Origin of the sequence: Nocardia pneumoniae NBRC 100136 (assembly GCF_000308755.1) — a bacterium.
GTDB classification, from domain to species: Bacteria; Actinomycetota; Actinomycetes; order Mycobacteriales; family Mycobacteriaceae; genus Nocardia; species Nocardia pneumoniae.
The window spans coordinates 73,749-95,670 of the sequence record NZ_BAGF01000042.1 but is presented as its reverse complement, the minus strand read 5'-3'; the positions used below and the strand labels follow the sequence as shown (position 1 = coordinate 95,670).

General features: G+C 69.6%; 21 protein-coding genes. 15 read left to right on the top strand and 6 right to left on the bottom strand.

Features of this window, described 5'->3' with window-relative positions; all coding sequences use genetic code 11:
- Window positions 1–947 precede the first annotated feature (947 nt).
- Complete coding sequence (locus tag ON34_RS13575) at window positions 948–1,592, top strand: hypothetical protein (protein WP_157172292.1); 645 nt, start codon at window positions 948–950, stop codon at window positions 1,590–1,592.
- Window positions 1,593–1,650: 58 nt separating this feature from the next.
- Here ON34_RS13575 and ON34_RS34580 read toward each other — a convergent pair whose 3' ends face one another.
- On the bottom strand, window positions 1,651–2,283 hold the full coding sequence (locus ON34_RS34580; protein ID WP_218003887.1) for a helix-turn-helix domain-containing protein: 633 nt from the start codon (window positions 2,281–2,283) through the stop codon (window positions 1,651–1,653).
- A 122-nt stretch (window positions 2,284–2,405) separates the two neighbouring features.
- Between ON34_RS34580 and ON34_RS13565 the strand changes: the two genes are divergently transcribed.
- The 5 genes from ON34_RS13565 (at window position 2,406) to ON34_RS13545 (ending at window position 4,976) form a co-directional block, all read left to right on the top strand.
- Window positions 2,406–2,615: a hypothetical protein gene (locus ON34_RS13565; RefSeq protein ID WP_040779267.1), complete on the top strand. Its 210-nt coding sequence runs from the start codon at window positions 2,406–2,408 to the stop codon at window positions 2,613–2,615.
- A gap of 114 nt (window positions 2,616–2,729) precedes the next feature.
- Window positions 2,730–3,065 (top strand): histone-like nucleoid-structuring protein Lsr2, encoded by a 336-nt coding sequence (locus ON34_RS13560; RefSeq protein WP_040779264.1) that lies wholly within the window; start codon window positions 2,730–2,732, stop codon window positions 3,063–3,065.
- Window positions 3,066–3,093: 28 nt separating this feature from the next.
- A complete protein-coding gene (locus ON34_RS13555) occupies window positions 3,094–4,110 on the top strand; it encodes an iron-containing redox enzyme family protein (protein WP_040779261.1) in 1,017 nt (338 codons plus the stop codon).
- Window positions 4,111–4,141: 31 nt separating this feature from the next.
- Window positions 4,142–4,795 (top strand): HemK2/MTQ2 family protein methyltransferase, encoded by a 654-nt coding sequence (locus tag ON34_RS13550; protein ID WP_083889397.1) that lies wholly within the window; start codon window positions 4,142–4,144, stop codon window positions 4,793–4,795.
- Window positions 4,773–4,976: a CDGSH iron-sulfur domain-containing protein gene (locus ON34_RS13545; RefSeq protein WP_040779255.1), complete on the top strand. Its 204-nt coding sequence runs from the start codon at window positions 4,773–4,775 to the stop codon at window positions 4,974–4,976. The genes ON34_RS13550 and ON34_RS13545 overlap by 23 nt, the downstream gene beginning before the upstream one ends.
- Before the next feature lie 7 nt (window positions 4,977–4,983).
- On the opposite strand, the gene ON34_RS13540 is transcribed toward ON34_RS13545, so the two are convergent.
- Window positions 4,984–5,466: a CinA family protein gene (locus ON34_RS13540; protein WP_040779252.1), complete on the bottom strand. Its 483-nt coding sequence runs from the start codon at window positions 5,464–5,466 to the stop codon at window positions 4,984–4,986.
- A 149-nt stretch (window positions 5,467–5,615) separates the two neighbouring features.
- Between ON34_RS13540 and ON34_RS13535 the strand changes: the two genes are divergently transcribed.
- On the top strand, window positions 5,616–6,110 hold the full coding sequence (locus ON34_RS13535; RefSeq protein WP_040779249.1) for a hemerythrin domain-containing protein: 495 nt from the start codon (window positions 5,616–5,618) through the stop codon (window positions 6,108–6,110).
- A gap of 36 nt (window positions 6,111–6,146) precedes the next feature.
- Here the strand turns inward: ON34_RS13535 and ON34_RS13530 are convergent, their stop codons facing one another.
- Window positions 6,147–6,758 (bottom strand): flavodoxin family protein, encoded by a 612-nt coding sequence (locus tag ON34_RS13530; protein ID WP_040779246.1) that lies wholly within the window; start codon window positions 6,756–6,758, stop codon window positions 6,147–6,149.
- 33 nt (window positions 6,759–6,791) lie between these two features.
- Window positions 6,792–8,255 (bottom strand): aminotransferase class I/II-fold pyridoxal phosphate-dependent enzyme, encoded by a 1,464-nt coding sequence (locus ON34_RS13525; protein ID WP_040779243.1) that lies wholly within the window; start codon window positions 8,253–8,255, stop codon window positions 6,792–6,794.
- A gap of 184 nt (window positions 8,256–8,439) precedes the next feature.
- Between ON34_RS13525 and ON34_RS13520 the strand changes: the two genes are divergently transcribed.
- The 5 genes from ON34_RS13520 to ON34_RS13500 all read left to right on the top strand — a co-directional run bounded on the left by ON34_RS13520 (window position 8,440) and on the right by ON34_RS13500 (window position 17,669).
- Entirely contained in the window at window positions 8,440–9,633 is a 1,194-nt protein-coding gene (locus tag ON34_RS13520) for an alcohol dehydrogenase catalytic domain-containing protein (protein WP_040779240.1), read from the top strand.
- A gap of 88 nt (window positions 9,634–9,721) precedes the next feature.
- Window positions 9,722–14,305 carry a cation-translocating P-type ATPase gene (locus tag ON34_RS13515; protein WP_063821674.1) on the top strand — a complete coding sequence of 1,528 codons (4,584 nt, stop codon included), beginning with the start codon at window positions 9,722–9,724 and terminating at the stop codon, window positions 14,303–14,305.
- A 114-nt stretch (window positions 14,306–14,419) separates the two neighbouring features.
- The gene (locus ON34_RS13510) at window positions 14,420–16,201 is read left to right on the top strand and encodes a thiamine pyrophosphate-requiring protein (RefSeq protein WP_040779236.1); all 1,782 of its coding nucleotides are present in this window, start codon (window positions 14,420–14,422) and stop codon (window positions 16,199–16,201) included.
- Between the two features lie 20 nt (window positions 16,202–16,221).
- The gene (locus tag ON34_RS13505) at window positions 16,222–16,779 is read left to right on the top strand and encodes a hemerythrin domain-containing protein (protein ID WP_245548020.1); all 558 of its coding nucleotides are present in this window, start codon (window positions 16,222–16,224) and stop codon (window positions 16,777–16,779) included.
- A 50-nt stretch (window positions 16,780–16,829) separates the two neighbouring features.
- Window positions 16,830–17,669, top strand: coding sequence for an SDR family oxidoreductase (locus tag ON34_RS13500; RefSeq protein ID WP_040779233.1), 840 nt, complete (start codon window positions 16,830–16,832; stop codon window positions 17,667–17,669).
- A 79-nt stretch (window positions 17,670–17,748) separates the two neighbouring features.
- On the opposite strand, the gene ON34_RS13495 is transcribed toward ON34_RS13500, so the two are convergent.
- Window positions 17,749–17,979 carry a DUF6480 family protein gene (locus ON34_RS13495; RefSeq protein ID WP_083889395.1) on the bottom strand — a complete coding sequence of 77 codons (231 nt, stop codon included), beginning with the start codon at window positions 17,977–17,979 and terminating at the stop codon, window positions 17,749–17,751.
- A 485-nt stretch (window positions 17,980–18,464) separates the two neighbouring features.
- Between ON34_RS13495 and ON34_RS13490 the strand changes: the two genes are divergently transcribed.
- The 3 genes from ON34_RS13490 to ON34_RS13480 all read left to right on the top strand — a co-directional run bounded on the left by ON34_RS13490 (window position 18,465) and on the right by ON34_RS13480 (window position 20,940).
- Complete coding sequence (locus tag ON34_RS13490) at window positions 18,465–19,088, top strand: hypothetical protein (RefSeq protein ID WP_040779227.1); 624 nt, start codon at window positions 18,465–18,467, stop codon at window positions 19,086–19,088.
- 227 nt (window positions 19,089–19,315) lie between these two features.
- The gene (locus ON34_RS13485) at window positions 19,316–20,095 is read left to right on the top strand and encodes a helix-turn-helix domain-containing protein (RefSeq protein ID WP_040779224.1); all 780 of its coding nucleotides are present in this window, start codon (window positions 19,316–19,318) and stop codon (window positions 20,093–20,095) included.
- The gene (locus ON34_RS13480; RefSeq protein WP_040779222.1) at window positions 20,092–20,940 is read left to right on the top strand and encodes a fructosamine kinase family protein; all 849 of its coding nucleotides are present in this window, start codon (window positions 20,092–20,094) and stop codon (window positions 20,938–20,940) included. Before ON34_RS13485 ends, ON34_RS13480 begins: the two co-directional genes overlap by 4 nt.
- A 4-nt stretch (window positions 20,941–20,944) precedes the next feature.
- On the opposite strand, the gene ON34_RS13475 is transcribed toward ON34_RS13480, so the two are convergent.
- Entirely contained in the window at window positions 20,945–21,820 is an 876-nt protein-coding gene (locus ON34_RS13475) for a TIGR03619 family F420-dependent LLM class oxidoreductase (RefSeq protein ID WP_040779220.1), read from the bottom strand.
- Between the last annotated feature and the right edge of the window lie 102 nt (window positions 21,821–21,922).

Genomic DNA, 21,922 nt, shown 5'->3' with positions numbered 1-21,922 from the left:
GCGGCACAGAGTCCGCCCCCACCGTCACGCCAGGCCGAGCGGAGGCCGGGCAGCCGCAGGATGGGCGCGGCGGGACGGAGTTCGTCCTCAGTCCTGCGTCGGGCCGAGCGGAGGCGAGGCAGCCGCCTATCTCTACCGATAGGACGGCTCACGACCCGCACGATGTATCAGGGCAGCACGCCGCCTCCGTCCGTAAGGCTATGCCTACCCCATGGTCTCGAAGAGCGGCGGCGGACACACCCTGGTCGCAGCGCACCATCAGACCTTTCCCATCGGTATCGACCACACCGGCGCGAGTATCCGCGCCCCGCGTACGGGATATCGGCCAGTCCACCGAGCTTCCGCTGAGGGCCCGTCAACAGCCCGAAGCTCGGCCCGCGAACTCGGGGCCTGGTTCGCGGGGCAGCACAGTCGTGGAGACGGGGTCTGTTCCGCGGCCGGATGTTGCTGTGGGGTTGGGGTCCGGTCCACCGCCCGGCGCGGTTGCCGAGTCGGGATCTGTTTTGCCGCCTACCGCCGTTGCCGAGTCAGCATCGAATTCGCCGCCCAGCCCCGTTGTCGATTCGGGGTCTGTTTCCGGGTCTGGCACGGTTGTGGGGTCGGGGCCTGTTGTGCGGCCGGGTGTTGCTGTGGGGTTGGGGTCCGTTGCACAGCCCGGTGTGGTTGCGGAGTCGGGGGCTGTTTCGCCGCCTGGCTCCGTTGTCGAGTCAACGTCCGATTTGTCGCCTGGCGCCGTTGTCGATTCGGGGTCTGTTTCCAGTCCTGGCACTGCTGTAGGGCCGGGGACTGTTTCGCGGCCTGGCGCGCCTGTGGAGTCGATGTCTGTGCCTGGCACAGTTGTGGGGTCGGCAGTTGGTTCGCCGCTCAGCACGGGCGTGGATTCAGGGCCTGTTTCGCGGCCGAGCATCGATGTGGAGTTGGGGTCTGTTCCGCAGCCCGGTCCGCTCGTGGAGTCCGCGTCCGTTCCCCAGCCCGGCACCGATCCCGAGTCGGAGGCCGCACGGGTTGTCCGGGAAATGGCGACCCGGCACAGCCTGGAGGTCATCGGGTTCGAGACGGCGAGTATCGATGCCCAGACTGTTCGCGAGATCGCCTCCGCTTTGGACGACTTGCTGGGGAAGTATCCGATTCCGCTACGCGGCATCGAGATCACCGAAAGGCGCGACGACACGAATTCTCGCTCGGTGCGAAATCGTCCCTCGCAAACCGAGACACCGGGGGACCCGGCGCTGTGGATCGTGCTCGACAGTTCGGCCTTGCTCCCAGGAGCGGTACCGGCGCAGGCGCGGCGCAGACGACGCAGACGCGGGGCAGCCGAGCGCCCGGTGTACCTGGCGCTCGTGCGTGAATTCGCCGGTGCGCTGGATGTCGCGGGCGGCTTCCGGGCTCGTCAGGAGGCGATGCGAGCCCTGGTCGCCGAGTCGCTGCGCGGCGGTGGCGGTGGGCACGGTCTGCTCGACCCGGGACGGGCGTTGGTCGAGGGCTTCACCGAGGTGGTGTTGCGCGGGGATCGCGCCGGTGAGTTGGCGAAAACGCTGCACGCGGCACTGGTGAAGATGGCCCGAGCCGAATCCGCCGACCTGTCGGCATGACCGTGCGCGACTGCGGTGCGCGCACGCGGCCGGTCGGGGCCAGCAGTGGGATGGCGGTCTATGCGGGTGAGCATTCCGTGCCGACGCACTCGGCGTCCATGCGGCAGGTTTCGCGGTACCGGCTGGGGCTCACCCCGTGGAAGCGTTTGAACGCCGCGCTGAAGCCGAACGCGTCCGCGTATCCGACCTGGCGTGCCACCGCGGCGACGGTCTCGGTGGACGCGGTCAGCAGATCGGCGGCCGACGTCATCCGCCACTCGGTCAGGTAGGTCAGCGGCGGTTCGCCCACCAGCTCGGTGAAGCGCTTGGCCAGGGTCGTGCGCGACACCCCGGCTTCGCGGCGAGGGCCGCCAGTGTCCATGGCTGGTGCGGCGCGGAATGCATTGCCCGCAGCGCCGATGCGATCGCGTCGTCGTTCATCGCGCGGTACCAGCCCGGCGCGACGGCTTGCGGTTGCTCGAACCACTCCCGCAGCGTGCAGACCAGCAGCCAGTCGAGGAGACGATCCAGGACGACCTGCTGCCGGTAGGCGTGCGGCGAGCCGCGCGTCCAGGAAATCACGCACCGATGCGCAGTCGTCGCCGTCGGGCACCACAACGACGGGCGGCAGCGCGTCGAGCAGCCGTTGCGACACTTTGTTCCGTACCTGATACGTCCCGACCACAGGCACCATGTTTACGGTCGGCGTCATACCTGTCGGCTCCGGCCATCCGGGCCTGTCGGTGGAAACGAATGATCCTCGCACGCGCACGATTACGGTGTGCCATCCGCACCTGTTGCGGTCGCTCGTTTTCGGGCCGACCCATTCGCTACGTGGAGCTCACGCCGGAGGAGTACCGGGCCGAGTTGCTGGCCGAGGGGCTGCCCGAGGACGTCGCCGCGGACCTCGACGCGATGTTCGCGGTCATGCGCGCCGGGCATTCGCCGCGACCCGGCGATGGAGTGCAGCGAGTACTCGGACGCGAACCGGTGGATTTCGACGCCTATGCCGCTCGGGCCGCCGCGGCAGGCGCCTGGTCATAGCCGAGAAGCGAGCGTTAGGGACCCCCCTGTTCCTGGCCCGGAACTGATCTGTTATCTACTGGCTACGATAGTTTTCGACTACACGCGCTCGGTAACCGTGAAGGGATTATCTCTATGGCACGCAAGGTCGTCGTGACACTGGTCGATGACTACGACGGCAAGTCTCAGGCCGAGGAAACGGTGTCTTTCGCCTTGGATGGCGTGGCCTACGAGATGGACTTGTCGGCGGACAATGCCGGTCAGTTGCGCGAATTCTTCGAGCAGTGGGTTCCATACGCGCGCAAGGTCGGCCGCACGCGCCGGGGCCGTGGCGTTACACCGCGCTCGGCAACCGATCGGGAACAGGCCACGGTCATCCGGGAATGGGCGCGCAAAAACGGCATCGACGTCTCGGCCCGCGGTCGGATAGCCGCCGAAGTGGTCGAGGCGTACAAGAAGGCCCACGCGTAGCGGCGCAGAACCGGGGTACGCGACCACCATGACGGTCACTACGGATGCCCCGTCGCAGAAGCTGCCCCGGCCGCGCGGCGAGTTGTCGCACGCGGTGGTGGAGCTGCTGCGCGGGACACCGGGCCGGTCGGTGCCCCGGCTGGGTTCGGCCGACCCGTACGGCGAGGACCTGCACCTGGCCCTGCACACCTGCTATGAACTGCATTACCACGGGTTCGCGGCGGTGGATCCGGGATGGGAGTGGGACCCGGGCCTGCTGGGACTGCGCGCGGCGATGGAACAGCGGTTCCAGCGCGCGCTGCAGGACGACGTGTCAGGCGGAGTGGATCTCGACGCGGAACTCGACCACCTGCTCGTGACACCGCCCGACCCGGCCGGACCCAGCCGCTTCCTGCGCGACGAAGGCGAATGGTGGCAGATGCGCGAGTACTTCGTGCACCGCTCGATCTATCACCACAAGGAAGCCGATCCGTACGCGTGGGTGATTCCGCGATTGCGCGGCCAAGCCAAGGCCTCGCTGGTGGCGGTCGAATTCGACGAGTTCGGTGGCGGGCGAGGCGAGCGCGTGCACGCGCGGCTGTATGCCGATCTGCTGGCCGGTGCCGGGCTGAACGCCGAGTATCTGCACTACCTGGATGTGGTGCCGGTCCCGATGCTCGCGCTGGTGAACATGATGTCGCTGTTCGGCCTGCATCGATCGCTGCGCGGGGCGCTGGTCGGTCACTTCGCCACCGTGGAGATCACCTCGCCGCCGGGGGCGCAGCGCATGGTGGAGGCATTGGGGCGCTTGGACGCCGACGCGGCGTGCGTGCTGTTCTATCGCGAGCACGTGGAGGCCGACGCCGTGCACGAGCAGGTCATGCGCACCGGCGTGATCGGCAGCCTGCTCGCGGACGAACCCGAGCTGACCGAGTCGGTGGTTTTCGGTATCCAGGCGACGAATCTGCTCGAGGACCGCTTCGCCGACCACCTGCTGGAATGCTGGCGCGCGGGCCGCAGTTCGTTGCGGGATATCGAGGGACAACCGCGCGGCTCCCGCGATTGAGCGGCCTTATCTGGGCTATCCGTCGACTGTGATGTTGTTCCGAGTCCCGGGGGTTTATCGACCGCAGCTGGACACGTGGCTGCTGGTTCGTGCCCTGTCGGAGGCGGGTGTGCCGCGCGGTGCGGAGGCGTTGGATGTGTGCACCGGTACCGGCGCTCTGTCGGTCGCGGCCGCGCGGGCGGGAGCGGCGACGGTGACGGCGGTGGACGTCTCCCGTGCCGCGGCCGTGTCGGCCTGGTTGAACTGCCGTGTCCGCGGGATCGACGTGGAGGTGCTGCGCGGTGATTTCGCAACGGTGCTCGGCCGGCGCCGATTCGATCTGGTGGTGGCCAACCCGCCGTATGTGCCCGCTCCCGAAGGCGCCGCCTACCGTGGCTCGGCGCGGGCGTGGAACGCCGGGACCCGGGGCCGGGCCGTGCTCGACCGGCTGTGCGCGGCGTTGCCTGCGCTGCTGAAACCGCGCGGCATGGCGTTGATCGTGCATTCGGCGTTGTGTGACCCGGATGAGACTCTCGCCCAGTTGCGGGAGAACGAATTGAAGGCCGCCATCGTCGCCCGGGCGACCGTGCCGTTCGGGCCCGTCCTGCGCCGCCGCGCGGACTGGCTGGCCTCCGCCGGGCTGATCGAGCCCGGCCAGAGAATGGAAGATCTGGTGGTGATCCGTGCCGATCGAATCCGACCGTGAGCGTCGGCGGGTGACGTTCACCGCCGACGGTCCCGCCTTGATCGAGGGCCCCGTCGAAGTGGTCACCGCGGACGGCCGAACGATCCGCTGCGACCGGTTCGCGGTCGCGCTGTGCCTGTGCCGGCGTTCGAAGAATTATCCGCTCTGCGACACCAGTCATCGCAAGCATTGTCGTTCGTGACCGGATCTCACGGCGACGGATCGGGCAGGTCGCGGGCCGTCGCGAGCAGCCACTCCACGGCGCTGGCGATGGTCTGCTCGAGCACGTCCTCCGGTCCGCCGTCGAACTGGCGGTGCCAGGCGTGCACGTCGTGGTCGGTGGCCACCGCGAACCAGACCGATCCGGCCGGTTCGCCGTCCTGCGGATCCGGGCCCCCGACTCCGGTGACCGCCACCGCGGCAACGGATTTCAGCAGCGAGCGCACTCCCTCGGCCATCGCCTCCGCCGCGGGCCGCGACACCACCGGCCCGTCGGGCACACCGAGCACGGTGCGTTTGACCTCCGCGCTGTAGGCCACGACGCCGCCGCGGAACCAGGTGGCCGAATCGGGTGCCGCGCCGAGCGTGGCGGCCAGCCTGCCCGAGGTCAGCGATTCCGCGACCGCCACGGTGATCCCGGTCCGCCGCGCCAGTTCCGCCAGTTCGTGTGCGCGCTCGTCGGCGTATGCCATTTCCGTCCCCTTCTGCACTGCCGGTTCCGCTCACGATACGACGCGATCGGGCGGTCACCGCATGGCATGGGCCCAGTTTCGGCGCCGCGGCGGCGGGAATGTCGCCAGATGCCAGCCCCTGAAACACTCCCCAGGCAAGGAGAAAGACGATGAGCACCGACGCGATCGTGCTGTTGCGCGACGATCACAAGGCGATTCGCAAGCTCTTCCGAGAATTCGAGAAGGCCGGTTCCGACGCCGCCAAGGGTTCTGTGGTGGACAAGATCATCGAGGCGCTCACGGTGCACACGTATCTGGAGAACGAGTGCATGTACCCCGAGGTCCGCAAACTCGTCCCGGAACTGGAAGAAGACATCCTCGAGTCGTTCGAGGAGCATCACGTCGCCGACCTGCTCGCCGGGGAACTCGCGACGATGAAGCCCGAGGACGAGCACTTCACCGCGAAAGCCACCGTCCTGATCGAGAATGTCGACCACCACATCGACGAGGAAGAGAACGAGTGGTTCCCGGCGGTGCGAGAGCGTCTCGGCCGCAAGCAACTTCAGGAAATCGGAGCGCGGATGCAAGAGCTCCGGAAGAAGGCGCCGACCTCGCCCGCGCAGCCTTCCGCGCTGAAGAAGGCCGTCGACGCGGTCCTGGCCTGAACCGGGCGATCGCGCGCCCGTACCCGCCCGCCGCCTTCAGTCGGCGGGCGGATACTGCTGCGCGCGCAGCACCCCGGCCAGGTGGGCGGCGTTCCTGGCGAGCGTCGCGGTCGCCGAGGCCACCGCCTTGGGCACCGACTCGAGCTCGCGGTAGTCGGTGCCGCCCATGGCTTGGTCGTTCCAGTAGGTGCAGCCCTGCGCCGGGATGGTGAAGCCGATGTCGTTGAGCCCCTGATACAGATCGGCGACGATCTTGTGCGCACCGTCCTCGTTGCCGACCACCGCGACGGTGCCGACCTTGCCGGTCATCGCGGGCCTGCCCTCGTCGTCGGTCTCGGACAGCTCGGCGTCCAACCGCTCCAGCACGCGCTGCGCCACCGACGACATGTGCCCCACCCAGGTCGGCGTCGCGACCAGCAGGATGTCGGCCGCGGCGATGCGCTCACGGATCAGTGGCCACTGGTCGCCGGGCCCCTCGTCGGCGCGGACCCCGGGAAACACATCGTGGTCCACCACGCGCAGCGCCGTGCCCCGCACGCCGTGCTCGGCCAGCGCGTCGAGCACTTGCCGGGCGATCAGGTCGCTGCTGGACTCGGCGGGTGACTTCTTCAGGGTGCACACGAGTGCGACGGCGACCGGAACGGCCATGGTGAAACCTCCTGACGGCAGAGCTGATTCGGATCACGCGCGGGCGACGACACGAATCGTGCGCAACCGCGAATCGGCGGCGTCCGGCACGTTCATGCCCGCGTCCAGTCCGCTGCGCAGATAGTCGACGACGGCTCGGTCGATCACCTCGCCGGGAATGACCACCGGAACACCGGGCGGGTACGGGGTGAGCTGCTCGGCCGCGATCCGGCCCACCGCGTCGTCGGCGGGCACCGTCTCGACGGGGCCGAAGAACGCGTCGCGAGGCAGCATCACACTGTCCAGTTGCAGGTCGGTGGGTGCGGGCAGCGCGATGCGCGCGGGCGCGGGCTCGGTCAATTGCTCGCGCCATGCCCGGATTCCGTCGATCAGGGTGTCGATGGTGCCTTTGTCGTCGCCGAGGGACAGCGTGGCCAGCAACCGGCGGTGGTCGGCGAGGCCCATGTCGAGGCGGCGGTGCTGCCGCAGCCAGTCCGCCGCCTGATAGCCGCTGGCCCCGGTGCCGGACAGATCCATCAGGACCTGCAGGCGATCGAGATCATGGGAGGCTTCGACACCGAGCAGTTCGTCGTCGAGCACCGCGATTCCGGGGATCTCCTCCAACTGCCGCCTGGCGTGCTCGGCGACCCGCAAGGCTTCACCGAGCAACTCGTGCCCGTGTTCGACCATCTGCCGACGCCAGCCGTCCATCGCCGCGTAGATCAGCACGTTCGGGCTGGTGGTCATCAGCAGGTCGGCGCATTCGCTGAGCCGGATCGGATCGACGAGATCGCCTTGCAGGTGGAACACCGAGCCCTGTTCGAATCCGGCGCCCATCTTGTGCACGCTGACCACGCAGACATCCGCGCCCGCGTCCATCGCCCAGGTCGGCAGGTCCTCGTGGAACGGCAGATGCGCGCCCCACGCCTCATCGACGATCAGTGGCTTGCCGCGTTCATGGCAGATGTCGGCGATGGCCGCGATATCCGCGCAGGTGCCGTACGGGCTCGGACTCACGATCAGCGCGCCCGAGGCGTCGGGGTGCTCCTCCCACGCCTGGCGCACCTGCTGCGGTGACGGCGGATGCGCGAAGTGCCGCTCGGCATCCCAGCGGGGGACGATCCAGTGCGGTTGCACGCCGGAGAAGATGAGTCCCGCGACGATGGATTTGTGACTGTCCCGCGGCACTAGGAGGCCGCCGTCGTGTCCGCCCGCGACCGCCATCATGGCCGCCTTGACCGACAACGAACTGCCGCAGGTGGAGAAGAACGCCGTTTCGGCCCGGACCGCGTCGGCCATGAGCGCCTCGGCGCGCGCGAGATAGCCGTGGCGGGACAAGCGGTCGTCGAGACCTGCGGTGGCCAGAACGTCGGATCCGAAGGCGTCTCGTCCGATCACCTCCAGGACGCGTTCGTCGGTGCCGCGTCCTTGCCGGTGCCCGGGCGGCGTGTATCCGTACCGGCCCAGCCGGTGATAGTCGGCCAGCGCTTCCAGCAGGGGTGCTCGTGAATGGTCCACGGCTACCGGCTACCCGGAATCGGCGGTGGCACACGTTCGGTCGCCCGGTCGGCGCAGCCGACCGGATGGCAGGCCGCCGCCGATTCGAACAAGGCTGGCGCGGCAAACCCGACGGATTCGTTTCGCGCGCGGGCGCGCGGGTAGGTCGGGGAAGGTACCGACCCCCCCGACCGGAGGAGCGCGGATGAAGGCAGTGACATGGCAAGGACGACGTAAAGTCGCCGTGGAGACGGTGCCCGATCCGCGGATCGAGGCGCCCACGGACGCGATCATCGAGGTCACCTCCAGCGGCATCTGCGGATCCGACCTGCATCTGTACGAGGTGATGGGCGCCTACATGAGCAACGGCGACGTGCTCGGCCACGAAGCGATGGGAAGGGTCGTTGAGACCGGTTCCGACGTCACCGAGCTGAAGCGCGGCGACCGCGTCGTGGTCCCGTTCCAGATCAGCTGCGGCGACTGCTACATGTGCCGCACCGGCCTGACCAGTCAGTGCGAGACCACGCAGGTCCGCAAATACGGCTGCGGCGCAGCGCTTTTCGGCTACTCCAAGCTCTACGGGCAGGTGCCGGGCGGCCAGGCCGAGTATCTGCGCGTCCCCTACGCCGACGCCACCCACATCACGGTGCCGGACGGCCCGGACGACGCGCGGTTCCTCTACCTGTCCGATGTGCTGCCGACCGCCTGGCAGGCGGTGGAATACGCCGCGGTCCCCGACGGCGGCTCGGTGACGGTACTGGGCCTTGGCCCGATCGGGGACATGGCCTGCCGCATCGCCGCCCAGCGCGGATTCCGGGTGATCGGTGTCGATCGGGTGCCCGAGCGCCTGGCCAGGGTGGCCGAGCGCGGCGTCGAGGTCATCGATCTCGACGCCGTCGACGAGCCGGTCGGCGACATCATCCGCGGCTGGACCGACGGTCGCGGCACCGACTCGGTGATCGACGCGGTCGGTATGGAGGCCCACGGGTCGCCGTTCGCGTCCGCCGCCCAGCGGTCGGCGGCGTTCCTGCCCGATATCGTGGCGCAGCGGGTGATGGACACCGCGGGCGTCGACCGGCTCGCGGCGCTCAACTCCGCCATCGACATCGTCCGCCGCGGCGGCACGATCTCGGTGAGCGGCGTCTACGGCGGCATGCTCGATCCGCTGCCGATGCGGGTGCTGTTCGACAAGCAGATTCAAGTGCGCATGGGACAGGCCAACGTCCGGCGCTGGGTCGGCGACATCATGCCGCTGCTGCAGGACGGCGATCCGCTCGGCGTGGAAACCTTTGCCACCCATCGTCTTCCGCTGTCGGATGCGGCGCAGGCGTATGACATCTTCCAGCACAAAACGGACGGAGCGGTCAAGATCGTCCTCGATCCCACCGCCACCACCTGATGGCACAACCCCGCACCGGTCTCGAGCGCGGCTGTCCGCACCGCGTTCGGGACCGTTTGCCGGGTCGCCCTCGGGGTAGCTGCCGAGTATGAATGTTTCCCTGAGCGGAGTCGTGTCGTCGTGGTGGCTCGAGGCGCCGACCGCGGTGGCGGCGGAGGCGGCACGCGCCGGCGTGGAGAGGGCTGTCGATCTGGGCGTCAAGGTGGCGCAGGCGCCCGCGCAGGCGGTCGCGGCGGGGGCACGGGCGGGCGCGTCGCTGCTGAACCTGGGACGCGAGGAGGAACTGCGCGACGAGTTCGCCGCCTTGGTCGACCCGCACGCGCTGCGGTCCCGCCGCCGGGTGACGGTGCACGACGACCGCGCCACGGTCGAGGTGCGCGGTCTGGACTCCGGCCGCAGCGAGGCCGTCACGCAGGCACTACGGCGCACCCTCGATCGCAGCCGCGATGTGCGCTGGTGGCGGGTGAACGCGGTGACCGGCCGCGTGGTCGCCGCCCTCGCCCACGGCGCGGCCGACCTGCCCGCCCTCGTCGACGCCATCGAGTCGGTCGAAGCCGCCACCGAGGTCGAGGACCTGGACTGGCGGCGCGACTGCGAATACCCCGACGATCGAGAACCCTTGCTGGCGGCCGGAATCCAGTTCGCGGGCGACGTGTGCGCGATCGGACTGTCGGCGGCGGGGACGGTGTTGCCGCTGCGCGCACCCGCTCGGCTGTTGCGCGCGGCGGCCGCGCTCGTCGACACCCAGCCCCGGGTGCGCGGACTGCTGGAGGATCGCCTCGGCCGCCCGCGCACGGATATGGTGCTCGTCGCGGCCCACGCCGTCGGCAATGCGCTGGGCAACCGCGCTGCCGAGGGCATCGCGAATCTCGTCGTCGACGCCGTGTACCGCGGCTTCACCCTGACCGAGGCGCTGACCAGGTATGCGCAATGGCAGCGCTGGGAGCCCGAGGTCGACCGCCGCCCCACCGAGGTGTGCGACCCGCTGCCGCCGCCTTCCCGGGTGGTGGAGATGCCGCGCGGACCGGTCGAACGAGTCGCCGACGAAACCGCCGCTGGGGCGATCGCGGGTGCGGTCAGCGCCGTGCTGGGCGGGCGTGGCCTGCTCGGCGCGGCCGACGCGTTGGAACTCGGCGCCCCGAAGTCGGCGCGGGCCAGCCGCGAGGCATTCGGCGCCATGGTCTCGACGCTGCTCGGCCGGGCAGGGGCACTCACCCTGCACCCCGGGGCCTGGCGGCGGCTGGATCGATTGTCCGCGCTGATCGTGGACGGGGAAGCGCTGCTGACCACGCGCCGTATGGTGCTCGACGCCGAGACCAGCGACGAGCGATGGTCGATCGCCGAGATCTGGAGCGCGAGTCAGCGTCTGCTCTGGGCCGAGGACGCCCAAGAGAGCTCCACCGGCGACGCGCGATCGTCGGGCGACGGCCAACGGCTGGTGCACGCCGGAACGGGGAAACCGGATCGCGGTGCGGCGCGCCGCCCGGTATGGCGCGAGCTCCAGGACAACGGCAGGACGGTGGGCCGGGTCCTGGTCGGACGCGAACTCGATCGCCGCGCGCACGCGGTACTCGGCCGAGCGCGCAGCGCCGGGCTGCGCGTGATCCTCGTCGCCGACGCCGACGCCGCCGAATTGCGGTCGATGTCCGACGACTTCCTCACCCCGGCCCGCTCACTGAGCAAGCTCGTGCGTGACCTGCAGCAGGACGGGCACGTGGTCGCCGTGGTGAGTTCGCGCGCGCACAAGGCGCTGGCGACGGCCGACGTGGCGATCGGGCTGGCCGCGCGGGAAGACGGTGTGCTGCGGTTGCCGTGGAGCGCGGACGTGGTCTGCCGCGACCTCGCGCAGGTAGACCGGATACTGGCTACCGTCGCTCCGGCCCGTCAGGTGAGCGAACGCGGCCGCTCGCTGGCTCTGTCGGCGGCCGCCCTCGGCGGCCTGCTGCTGGCCGTCGCCCCCGACGCGCGCGGTGCCGCTTCGCCGATGGCGGCCGCGCACTACACGGGATTCTTCAGCGGCGTCTACAGCGGCTGGCGCGCGGCGCGGACGGAGCCGCCCGCCGCGCTCGCCCCGCTGTTGCCCTGGCACGCACTCGAACCCGGCGAGGTACTGAGCCGGCTGCCGGAACCCACTCCGGTGCGGGAACGCACCGAGCCGAGCCGAGCCGCCCGCATCCCCGGCATGACCGCCGTCACCTCGGCGGCGTCGTTCGCGCGGCAGCTGCGCCGCGAGCTGGCCGATCCGCTGACCCCGATTCTCGGGGTCGGCGCGGTCGCCACCGCCGTCCTCGGCGCGCCGACGGACGCGGTGCTGCTGTCGTCGGTGCTCGCGGTCAACGCCCTCGTCTCGGCCTGGCAGCGCCAGCGCGCGGAGGGCGCGCTGCACCAGCTGTTCGAACGCGAGCAGCTCACCGGCCGCGTGATCGATCGCGCCGACCTGGACGCCGACGAGCCGCAGGAACGCCGCCTGCCCGCGGACCTGCTCGTGCTCGGTGACGTGATCGTGCTGCGGGCGGGGGACGTGGTCCCCGCCGACGCGCGGCTGCTGCACGCCGCCGACTTGGAGATGGACGAATCCGGACTCACCGGCGAGTCGGTGACCGTCGCGAAGCAGGTGGCCGCGACGCCCGGCGCGGCGGTGGGGGATCGCGCCTGCATGGTCTTCGAGGGAAGCACCGTGGTCAACGGAACCGGTCGCGCGGTGGTCGTCGCGGTCGGCGCCGACACCCAGGCGGGACGCGCGGCCGCCGGTGCCATCCCACCCGAAAAGGGCGGTGTGCAAGCGCAATTGCGCCGGTTGACCGACCGGGCACTACCGCTGACGCTGACCGGCGGCGGCATCGTGACCGGGTTGGGCATGCTGCGCGGCAGTTCGCTGCGGACCGCGATCGCCGACGGCGTGGCCGTCGCGGTCGCCGCGGTGCCCGAGGGGCTTCCGCTGGTGGCCACGGTGGCCCAGCTCGCGGCCGCCCGCAGGCTCTCCCGGCACGGCGTGCTGGTCCGCGCCAGCCGCACCGTCGAGGCGCTGGGCCGGGTGGACACGCTGTGCTTCGACAAGACCGGCACCCTCACCGAGGGCCGCCTGCGCCTGACCACCCTCGCCGGTCTCGACGCGCAGTGGCCGCCGGACTCGGACTCCGAGGACGCCCAGCGGTTGCTGCGCGCGGCGGCCCGCGCCTGCCCCGATCCCGCCGAAGGCCCGATCATGCATGCCACCGACCGCGCGGTGGTCGAAACCGCCCAGGAGGCACTCGGCGACGACGCCCGCCGCTGGGACCCGATCGAGGAGATCCCGTTCGAATCCAACCGTGGTTACGCCGCCGCGCTCGGCCACACCACCAACAAGCTGCGACTGATCGTGAAGGGCGCGCCCGAGGTGGTCCTGCCGCGGTGCACCAGGGTGCGGCTGGGCAGCGCCGACAGCCCCCTGGACGACCGCTTGCGCGAGCGCGCCGAACAGGCGGTGCGCGATCTCGCCGAGCAGGGCCTGCGGGTGCTGGTGGTGGCTCGCCGCGACCTGCGCACCACACCCGACGACGTGGAGGCCGCGGTCGAACGACTCACCCTGCTCGGCTTCCTCGGCCTGGCCGACACCCCACGCCCGCAGACCCTTCCGCTGGTCACCGCGCTGCGACGCAACGACATCAGCGTCCGCATGATCACCGGCGACCACCCGGTGACCGCGGCGTCGGTGGCCAGGCAGCTGGGCATCGATCCGGGCGAGGTGGTCACCGGCGCCGACCTGGACGGCCTGGACGACACCGCGCAGGCCGAGCTGATCGAACGCGGGACCGTCTTCGCCCGCGTCGCCCCGGAACAGAAGGTGCGCATCATCGCCGCGCTGCGCCGGGCAGGGCACGTCGTCGGCATGACCGGCGACGGCAGCAACGACGCCGCCGCGATCCGCACCGCCGACGTCGGAATCGGCCTCGCGGCGCAGGGTTCCACGGCCGCCCGCAACGCCGCCGACATGGTGCTCACCCATCCCGACCCGCTTGCGTTGCTGCACGCCCTCATCGAAGGGCGCGGTATGTGGCAGCGCGTCACCGACGCCGTCGGCGTGCTGGTCGGCGGCAACGCGGGCGAAGTGGCCTTCACGCTGTACGGCACCGCCGTCAGTGGCCACGCCCCGCTGCGCACCCGGCAGTTCCTGCTGGTGAACATGCTGACCGATATGTTCCCGGCCATGGCGCTGGCGCTGTCACGCGACCGAGACACCACCGATCCGGAGGACGCGGACGATCCGCAGGTCCAGGCGCGGCGGGCCGCCGAACGGCTCGCCGAGCTCCCGGTCGCTCATCTGGGCCCGGATCTGGTGCGCACCCTCGCCGTTCGCGGCGTCGCGACGGCCACCAGCGCATCCGTCGCCTGGACCCTGGGCCGCGTGACCGGCACGCGACGCCGCGCAGCCACCATCGGCCTGGTCGCGCTCATCGGCACCCAGCTCGGGCAGACCCTGGTATCCGGCTACCGCAGCCCGCTGGTCTGGGTCACCACGGCGGCGAGCGGCGCGGTGCTCGGCGCGGTGGTGATGACACCGGGTTTGTGCACCTACTTCGGATGCCGTCCGCTGGGCCCGGTCGGATGGGGCCTCGCCACAACCTGCGCGGCGACGGCCACCGCCGCTGCCGCGATCCTGCCCCGGCTGCTTCCCGAACCGGTGACCGAGTAGCGGAGTGCTTTTCGGTCGTGCCCAGTGCCGGGCCCGTCCGCTGATTGGCCGGTGACCGCCCGGGTACCCGGCTGGCGACGGCACCCCGGCCACCGGCACACGGAGGAGGAATCCATGGCTCAACAGGTCGGTGACTACGTCGTGCGGCGCCTGCGGGAATGGGGCGTGCAGCAGGTCTTCGGCTATCCCGGCGACGGGATCAACGGCCTGATCGCCGCCTTCGGCCGCGCGGACGACGACCCGGCGTTCATCCAAGCCCGCCACGAGGAGATGGCGGCCTTCCAAGCCACCGGGTACGCCAAGTTCAGCGGCAAGGTGGGCGTGTGCACCGCGACGTCAGGGCCGGGGGCGATCCATCTGCTCAACGGCTTGTACGACGCGAAACTCGACCACGTGCCGGTGGTGGCGATCGTCGGGCAGACCGCGCGCAGCGCGATGGGCGGCAGCTACCAGCAGGAAGTCGACCTGCAGAGCCTGTTCAAAGACGTCGCCTCCGATTACCTGGTCGAGGTCAACGTGGCCAGCCAGCTGCCCAACGCGCTGGATCGCGCGTTCCGCATCGCGGCCGCGCGCCGGGCTCCGACGACGGTGATCATCCCGTCCGATCTGCAGGAGGAGCAGTACCACCCGCCGCAGCACGCGTTCAAACAGGTGCCCTCCAGTCCGCCGGGACTGCCCTCGACGGCCGTCGTCCCCGCGCACGAGGACATCCAGCGCGCCGCTGACGTGCTCGACGCCGGATCGCGGGTGGCGATCCTGATCGGCCAAGGCGCCCGCTCGGCCGCCGCGGAGGTCGTGGAGATCGCCGATCGCACCGGCGCGGGCGTGGCGAAAGCGCTGCTGGGCAAGGACGTCCTGTCCGACGACCTGCCCTTCGTCACCGGCCCGATCGGATTGCTCGGCAGCAGGCCCAGTTACGAGTTGATGCGCGACTGCGACACGCTGCTGATCATCGGATCGAACTTCCCCTACTCCCAGTTCCTGCCCGAACTCGGGCAGGCACGCGCGGTGCAGATCGATATCGACGGCACCATGATCGGGATGCGCTATCCGACCGAGGTGAATCTCGTCGGAGACGCCAAATCCACTCTGGCCGAACTGCTTCCGCTGGTCAAACGCAAAGACGACCGGTCGTGGCGGGAGACGATCGAGAAGAACGTGGCCCGCTGGTGGCAGACCGTCGAACGGCAATCCATGCTGGCGGCGAAACCGGTCAATCCGATGCGGGTGGTCTGGGAACTGTCCGAACGCATCCCCGACAACGCCATCGTGACCGCGGATTCGGGGTCCTCCACCAACTGGTATGCCCGCTGCCTGCGTTTCCGCGGACAGATGCGCGGCTCGCTGTCGGGCACCCTGGCCACCATGGGCCCCGGCGTGCCCTACGCCATCGGCGCGAAATTCGCCCATCCCGACCGGCCCGCGATCGCGTTGGTGGGCGACGGCGCGATGCAGATGAACGGCCTGGCCGAATTGCTCACTATCGCCCGCTACCACCGGCGCTGGGCGGACCCGCGACTGGTCGTCTGTGTCTTCCACAACAACGACCTCAACCAGGTCACCTGGGAGTTGCGCGCCATGGGCGGCGCACCGAAATTCGAGGAATCGCAAACCCTGCCCGACGTCTCCTACGCCGACATCGCCCGCAGCGCCGGCCTGAACGCGATCACCGTGCGCTCGCCCGACGACCTCGCCTCGGCGTGGGACTGCGCCCTGCACGCCGACAGCCCGGTGCTGCTGGATGTCCACTGCGACCCCGAGGTGCCGCCCATCCCGCCCCATGCCACCTGGGACCAGATGAAGGACACCGCCGAAGCCGTGCTACGCGGCGATCCCGACGCCTGGCACCTGCTGGCCCAGGGCGCCAAAACCAAAGCCCAGGAGTTCATCCGGTAACGACAGAAATGAGTGCAGTGATGCCCGATCAGGATGTCGTCGACCTGCTCACCGCCCAGCACCAGGAGATCACCTCGCTGCTCGAGCAGTTGAAGGCGGGCCACGACGCGAAACAAGACGTGTTCACCCACCTGGTGCGGCTGCTGGCGGTGCACGAAAGCGCCGAGGAGGAGGTCGTGCACCCGGTTGCCGGACGTGCTCGGTTCGGCGCCGACGAGGTGGTGAAACCCCGGCTGGTGGAGGAGAACGAGGCCAAACGGGCGCTGTCGGAACTCTACGACCTCGGGGTGGATCATCCGGAGTTCGATGCCAAGCTCGCCGCGTTCGCCGACGCCGTGGTCGAGCACGCCGCGCACGAGGAGGCCGAGGAGTTCACCCTGCTGCGCGCCCAGTACTCGTCCACGCAGCTGCGGCGCATGGCCGGGTCGGTGCGCGCCGCCGAGGCCGTCGCGCCCACCCGCCCGCACCCGCACGCGGGGGAGTCCGCGGTGGCGAACCTGCTGGCGGGACCGCCATTGGCGCTGTTCGACCGAGCCCGTGACGCGGTGCGGGACTGGCGGAGCAAACAAGACCTGTAACAGCACGACGCGCCCGCGGCGGCCGAGAATCGCATAAGAGGAGATCGACCATGGGTTTTCCCGAGCAGCAGCAAGACGTACCAGGCACCCAGTCCCGGATGAACCCGGTTCCGGACTGTGGGGAGAACACCTACCGCGGGTCCGGCAAATTGACCGGCAAAGCCGCCGTGATCACCGGTGCCGACAGCGGGATCGGCCGGGCGGTGGCGATCGCGTACGCGCGTGAGGGCGCCGACGTGCTGATCTCCTATTTGAACGAGGACGAGGACGCGAAAGAGGTCGCCGACCTCGTCACGCAGGCCGGGCGGAAGGCTGTGCTCATGCCCGGCGACCTCGCCGACGCCGACCACTGCCGCGCCGTCATCGACCGGGCGGTCCGGGAATTCGGCAAAATCGACATTTTGGTGAGCAATGCGGCGTATCAGATGACGCACGACAATCTCGAGGAAATCAGCGACGAAGAATTCGAGCACACCGTCAAGCTGAATATCAACGCCTATTTCTATCTCGTGAAAGCGGCCCTGCCGCACATGCCGCAGGGGTCTTCCATCATCGGCAGCTCGTCGGTCAACTCCGATATGCCCTCGCCGACGTTGGCGCCGTACGCCGCGACCAAGGCGGCCATCGCGAACTTCTCCGCCAGCCTCGCCCAGCTGCTGGGGGAGCGCGGCATCCGGGTCAACAGTGTCGCACCGGGACCGATCTGGACACCGCTGATCCCCTCGACCATGCCGGTCGAGAAGGTCACCCGGTTCGGTGACGACACACCACTGGGCCGCGCCGGTCAACCGGCCGAACTCGCCGGGACGTATGTGCTGCTGGCTTCCGAGGACGGCAGCTACATTTCCGGGGCCCGCATCGCCGTCACCGGCGGCAGGCCCATCCTCTGACCTCTGAGCACGAAACCGGACGCGGTCGGTCGCTCCGAGGAGCGTCCGGCCGTCGCACCGCGACCCGGGCCGCCGCGAGTCACAGCATGGACACGACGATCGCGATGGCCGCCGCGACGAACACCAAGACGACCATGGCGGTGATCACCATCGCCACGACTCCGGTGACGGGGAAGTGGTGTCTGGTCGTGGGCTCCGGCGCGGACAGACCGGACGTCTGCGGAGTATCCGGTGGCGTCGAGCCGGGCGGCACGCCGCCGCCGGGTTCCAGATCGGGTGTCCTGCCGGGGTCGGGATCCATCGCGCTCATGCCTTGCTCCCTATTCGCCATCGTTTCCGGGCACTTCGGGTGCATCAGGTCGCTTGCCGGACCTCTTGCGAGACAGAATCACCGCGCCGACCAGCACCGCGAGACCTATGATCACCAACAATTCCATGTCTTGGTCCTACCCGGTACCTCGATCCCCAATCGACCTGCGGAATATTCGCTGACGGTGTCCTAGCCGCCATCGACGCGGCCACCTCGGACGGGTCGCGTCGTGATGCGCCGCGATCGTTCCTGGGGTCGATAATCGCACCGGGCAATATGTCCGGTGACAGCCGTCGGGCTCGATTTCAATTATCCGACTGCTTTCTGTAATGCCCCGATTATCGAAAGTAATTTCCCCTGCACGTGGGGGCGGCCGACGAATTCGTGCGCGAGCCGGGCATTGCGCGCACGCGCAGGGTGGAGGAAGGTGAATATGTCCGGTGGCGCCACCGGGGCGCCGCCCTGACCAGGGCAGGAGGTGGCCCGTGTACGCACGCTCCAGCACCATTACGGCCCAGCCGTCGTCGATCGACGACGGGATCACCTACCTCCGCGATGAAGTGATGCCGAAACTGTCCGAAATCGACGGATGGGTCGGCCTGTCCCTGCTGGCCGATCGGTCGACGGGACGCTGCATCGCGACGACCGCGTGGGAATCCGACGCCGCCATGCACGGCAGCCGCGGCCGGGTCCAGCCATTGCGCGACGGTATGGCCCGAAGGCTCGACGGCCGGGTCGATCTGGTCGAAGAATGGGAGATCGCGGCCCTGCATCGCGACCATCCGGCCGAGGACAGCGCCTGCGCTCGATGCACGTGGGTTCAGCTCGACCCCGAACGGCTCGACCGGCTGATCGACACCTTCAAGATGGAAGTGCTGCCGCAGGCCGAGATGATCGATGGGTTCTGCAGCGCCAGTCTGTTCGTCGACCGGGCCACCGGTCGCGGAGTAGGAGCGACCGTCTGGTCCAGCCGTGACGCGATGGACGCCAGCCGGGAACAGATGAATCGGATCAGGGCGGCGGCGACGCAGCGGGTCGGCGCCAACGTGCTCGAGATGGCCGAGTTCGATCTGGCGTTCGCGCACCTGCGCGTCCCCGAGATGGCCTGACATCACCCGACATCCGGCCGGAGCATGGTTTTCCCGGCCGGATGCTTCATGCCGCGGCCCGGCGCAACCGCGTTCTGTGCTGCCGGGTGCATGTCCCTGTGCCGCAGCATGTTCAGACATGGTGCTTTCGGTGGCATGCCGCGACGGGAACCCCATGCGCGGCGGTATCGGTGTCGATTACCCGAGAGGTAATCGCCCGGCCGGATGAGCGTTCGTAGGATCGGGGAGTGAGTACCCCAACGGCTGGTGACCTACTGCGGCATTGGCGACTGGAACGGCGACTGAGCCAGCTGGAGCTGGCCGGACGAGCCGAGACCTCGGCGCGGCACCTGAGTTTCATCGAGACCGGACGCGCCACGCCGAGCCGGACGATGATCGTGCACTTGTCCGAGCACCTGGAGATCCCGCTGCGCGAACGCAATCGCCTGCTGCTGGCCGCGGGCTACGCCCCCGCCTACGCCCAACCGGCTCTCGACACACCCGCCATGGACGCCGTCCGCGGCGCCATGCGCCAGATCCTGGCCGGTCACGAGCCGTATCCGGCGCTGGCCATCGATCAGAACTGGACGATGATCGACGCCAACAGCGGGGTAGCGGTGCTGATCGCGGGCATCGATCCCGCGCTGGCGACGCCACCGGTGAACGCGCTGCGGCTGAGCCTGCACCCCGACGGCATGGCCGGCCGCATCCGCAACCTCGCCGAATGGCGCGGCCATATCTTCGCCCGTCTGGCCCGGCAGGCCGAGGTCACCGGCTCCAAGGACCTGGCCGATCTGCTCGAGGAATTGCGGTCCTATCCGGGCGGCGAAGTGGAGCTGGCGCTGCCCGAACCGGATCAGGCGGTCGTTCCGCTGCGGATCGAGCACGAGGGCGACGAACTGTCGTTCCTCAGCGTGACAACGGTGTTCGGCACCCCGATGAACGTCACCGTCGCCGAACTGGCCATCGAGTCGTTCTTCCCCGCCGACGAGGACACCATGAAACGCCTCACCGCGCACGCCCGATGACCCGCACCGAGCGGCTGCGCGCCCTGCTCGGCACACCCGTCCACACGATCACCGACCTCGGCGCGAGCCACGCCTGGACGCTGCACCGCGCCGAATTGGCCGATGGCCGCCGGGTCTTCGTCAAGAATTCGGCCGAGCCCACGCCGGTCTTCGCATCCGAAGCGGCGGGACTGGCCTGGCTGGGCAATGCGGACACCGGCGCGCTGGTGCCGCGGGTGCTGGCCGCCGATGACCGGATGCTGGTGCTGCCCTGGCTGGAGGAGACCCGGCCGACCCCCGCGGCCGCCGAGCGATTCGGTCGCGAACTGGCCGCACTGCACGCCGACCGGCCGAAACACTTCGGGGCGCCGTGGGCAGGCTGGATCGCGAGCCTCCCGCTGCCCAACGCCGCCGCCGACGGTCCGTGGTCGCGCTGGTACGCCGAGCACCGCCTCGCGCCGTACCTGACGCGTGCGGCCGCGCACCTCGGCGCCGACGGGATTCGCTTGGTGGAGCGTGTCATCGACCGCATCGACGACCTCGCCGGGTCCACCGAACCCCCGTCCCGCATCCACGGCGACCTGTGGTCGGGCAACATCCTGTGGACCCGGGAACGCGCGATGCTCATCGATCCCGCCGCGCACGGCGGCCACCGTGAGACCGACCTCGCCATGCTGGCCCTCCTCGGCGCCCCGCACCTGGATCGCATTCTCGCCACCTACCACGAGACCCATCCGCTCGCCGACGGGTGGCCGGCCCGCACTCCGCTGCACCAGTTGCATCCCCTGCTGGTGCACGTGGCGTTGTTCGGCGCCGGTTATCGTGCGCGCACGCTCGCCGCGGCCACCGCGGCGCTGGCGTCCTGACCCGTCACCCGTTGACCCGCGCGATGACCTTCTCCGCGAAACGGGACAGATGCGCGATCTTCGTCTCCAGCGGCTCGGTGTCCTGCTCGGTGGTGTAGGGCACCCGGAATCCGACGATCACGTCCGTGACCCCTTTGTCCTCGAGGCGTTTGACCCCGTCGACGGTGAATCCGTCCACCGAGATGACATGCACCTCGAAGTCCTCGCGGGTGCCGTACTCGGCGCGCAGAGCGTCGAGCTCGGCCAGCAGCCGGTCGAGTTCGGCGGCATCGCCGCCGGCGTGCATCCATCCGTCTCCGCGCTGCGCGGCCCGCCGCAGTGCGGGTTTGCTGTGCCCGCCCACGAGGATCGGCACCGGTTCGGTCGGCACCGGGCTGATCTTGATCGGCGGAATGTCGTAGAACTCCCCGTGGTACTCGAAGTACCCGCCCGCCGAGAGGCCGCGCACGATGTCGATGCATTCGTCCATGCGTGCGCCGCGCTTGTCGAACGGCACGCCCATGATCTCGAAATCGTCCGGCCACGGGCTGATTCCGACGCCAAGACCGAACCGGTTGCCGCTGAGCGCGGCGACCGAGGCGGCCTGTTTGGCCACCAGCACCGGCGGCCGGATCGGCAGCTTCAGCACGAACGGCGTGAAACGCAGCGTGGTGGTCACCGCCGCCATCGCCGCGCTCAGCACGAATGCCTCGATGAACGGCTTGTCCTCCAAGAACTCCCGGCTTCCGTCCGGCGTGTACGGATACTTCGCATCCGATTCCTTCGGGTACGCCACACTGTCGGCCACCGCCATGGAGGTGTAGCCCGCGTCCTCGGCGGCTTTGGCCAGCGGGAGGTAATACGACGGATCTGTCATCGTCTCGGCATAGGTGAAGCGCATGTCGGTCGCCTTCCTGGCGCGTCGAGCGCGCCGCAGGAATCCCGGCGCGGACCGAGCCGTCGCCGAGACCAGATGGACAACAGCGGCAGACGGAACCGGGCA

Coding starts and splice junctions, on each gene's coding strand:
- ON34_RS34580 (WP_218003887.1), bottom strand. CDS start 2,283: ATGACGCCGACCGTAAACATGGTGCCTGTGGTCGGGACGTATCAGGTA.
- ON34_RS13560 (WP_040779264.1), top strand. CDS start 2,730: ATGGCACGCAAGGTCGTCGTGACACTGGTCGATGACTACGACGGCAAG.
- ON34_RS13555 (WP_040779261.1), top strand. CDS start 3,094: ATGACGGTCACTACGGATGCCCCGTCGCAGAAGCTGCCCCGGCCGCGC.
- ON34_RS13550 (WP_083889397.1), top strand. CDS start 4,142: ATGTTGTTCCGAGTCCCGGGGGTTTATCGACCGCAGCTGGACACGTGG.
- ON34_RS13540 (WP_040779252.1), bottom strand. CDS start 5,466: ATGGCATACGCCGACGAGCGCGCACACGAACTGGCGGAACTGGCGCGG.
- ON34_RS13535 (WP_040779249.1), top strand. CDS start 5,616: ATGAGCACCGACGCGATCGTGCTGTTGCGCGACGATCACAAGGCGATT.
- ON34_RS13530 (WP_040779246.1), bottom strand. CDS start 6,758: ATGGCCGTTCCGGTCGCCGTCGCACTCGTGTGCACCCTGAAGAAGTCA.
- ON34_RS13520 (WP_040779240.1), top strand. CDS start 8,440: ATGAAGGCAGTGACATGGCAAGGACGACGTAAAGTCGCCGTGGAGACG.
- ON34_RS13515 (WP_063821674.1), top strand. CDS start 9,722: ATGAATGTTTCCCTGAGCGGAGTCGTGTCGTCGTGGTGGCTCGAGGCG.
- ON34_RS13510 (WP_040779236.1), top strand. CDS start 14,420: ATGGCTCAACAGGTCGGTGACTACGTCGTGCGGCGCCTGCGGGAATGG.
- ON34_RS13505 (WP_245548020.1), top strand. CDS start 16,222: ATGCCCGATCAGGATGTCGTCGACCTGCTCACCGCCCAGCACCAGGAG.
- ON34_RS13500 (WP_040779233.1), top strand. CDS start 16,830: ATGGGTTTTCCCGAGCAGCAGCAAGACGTACCAGGCACCCAGTCCCGG.
- ON34_RS13495 (WP_083889395.1), bottom strand. CDS start 17,979: ATGAGCGCGATGGATCCCGACCCCGGCAGGACACCCGATCTGGAACCC.
- ON34_RS13480 (WP_040779222.1), top strand. CDS start 20,092: ATGACCCGCACCGAGCGGCTGCGCGCCCTGCTCGGCACACCCGTCCAC.
- ON34_RS13475 (WP_040779220.1), bottom strand. CDS start 21,820: ATGCGCTTCACCTATGCCGAGACGATGACAGATCCGTCGTATTACCTC.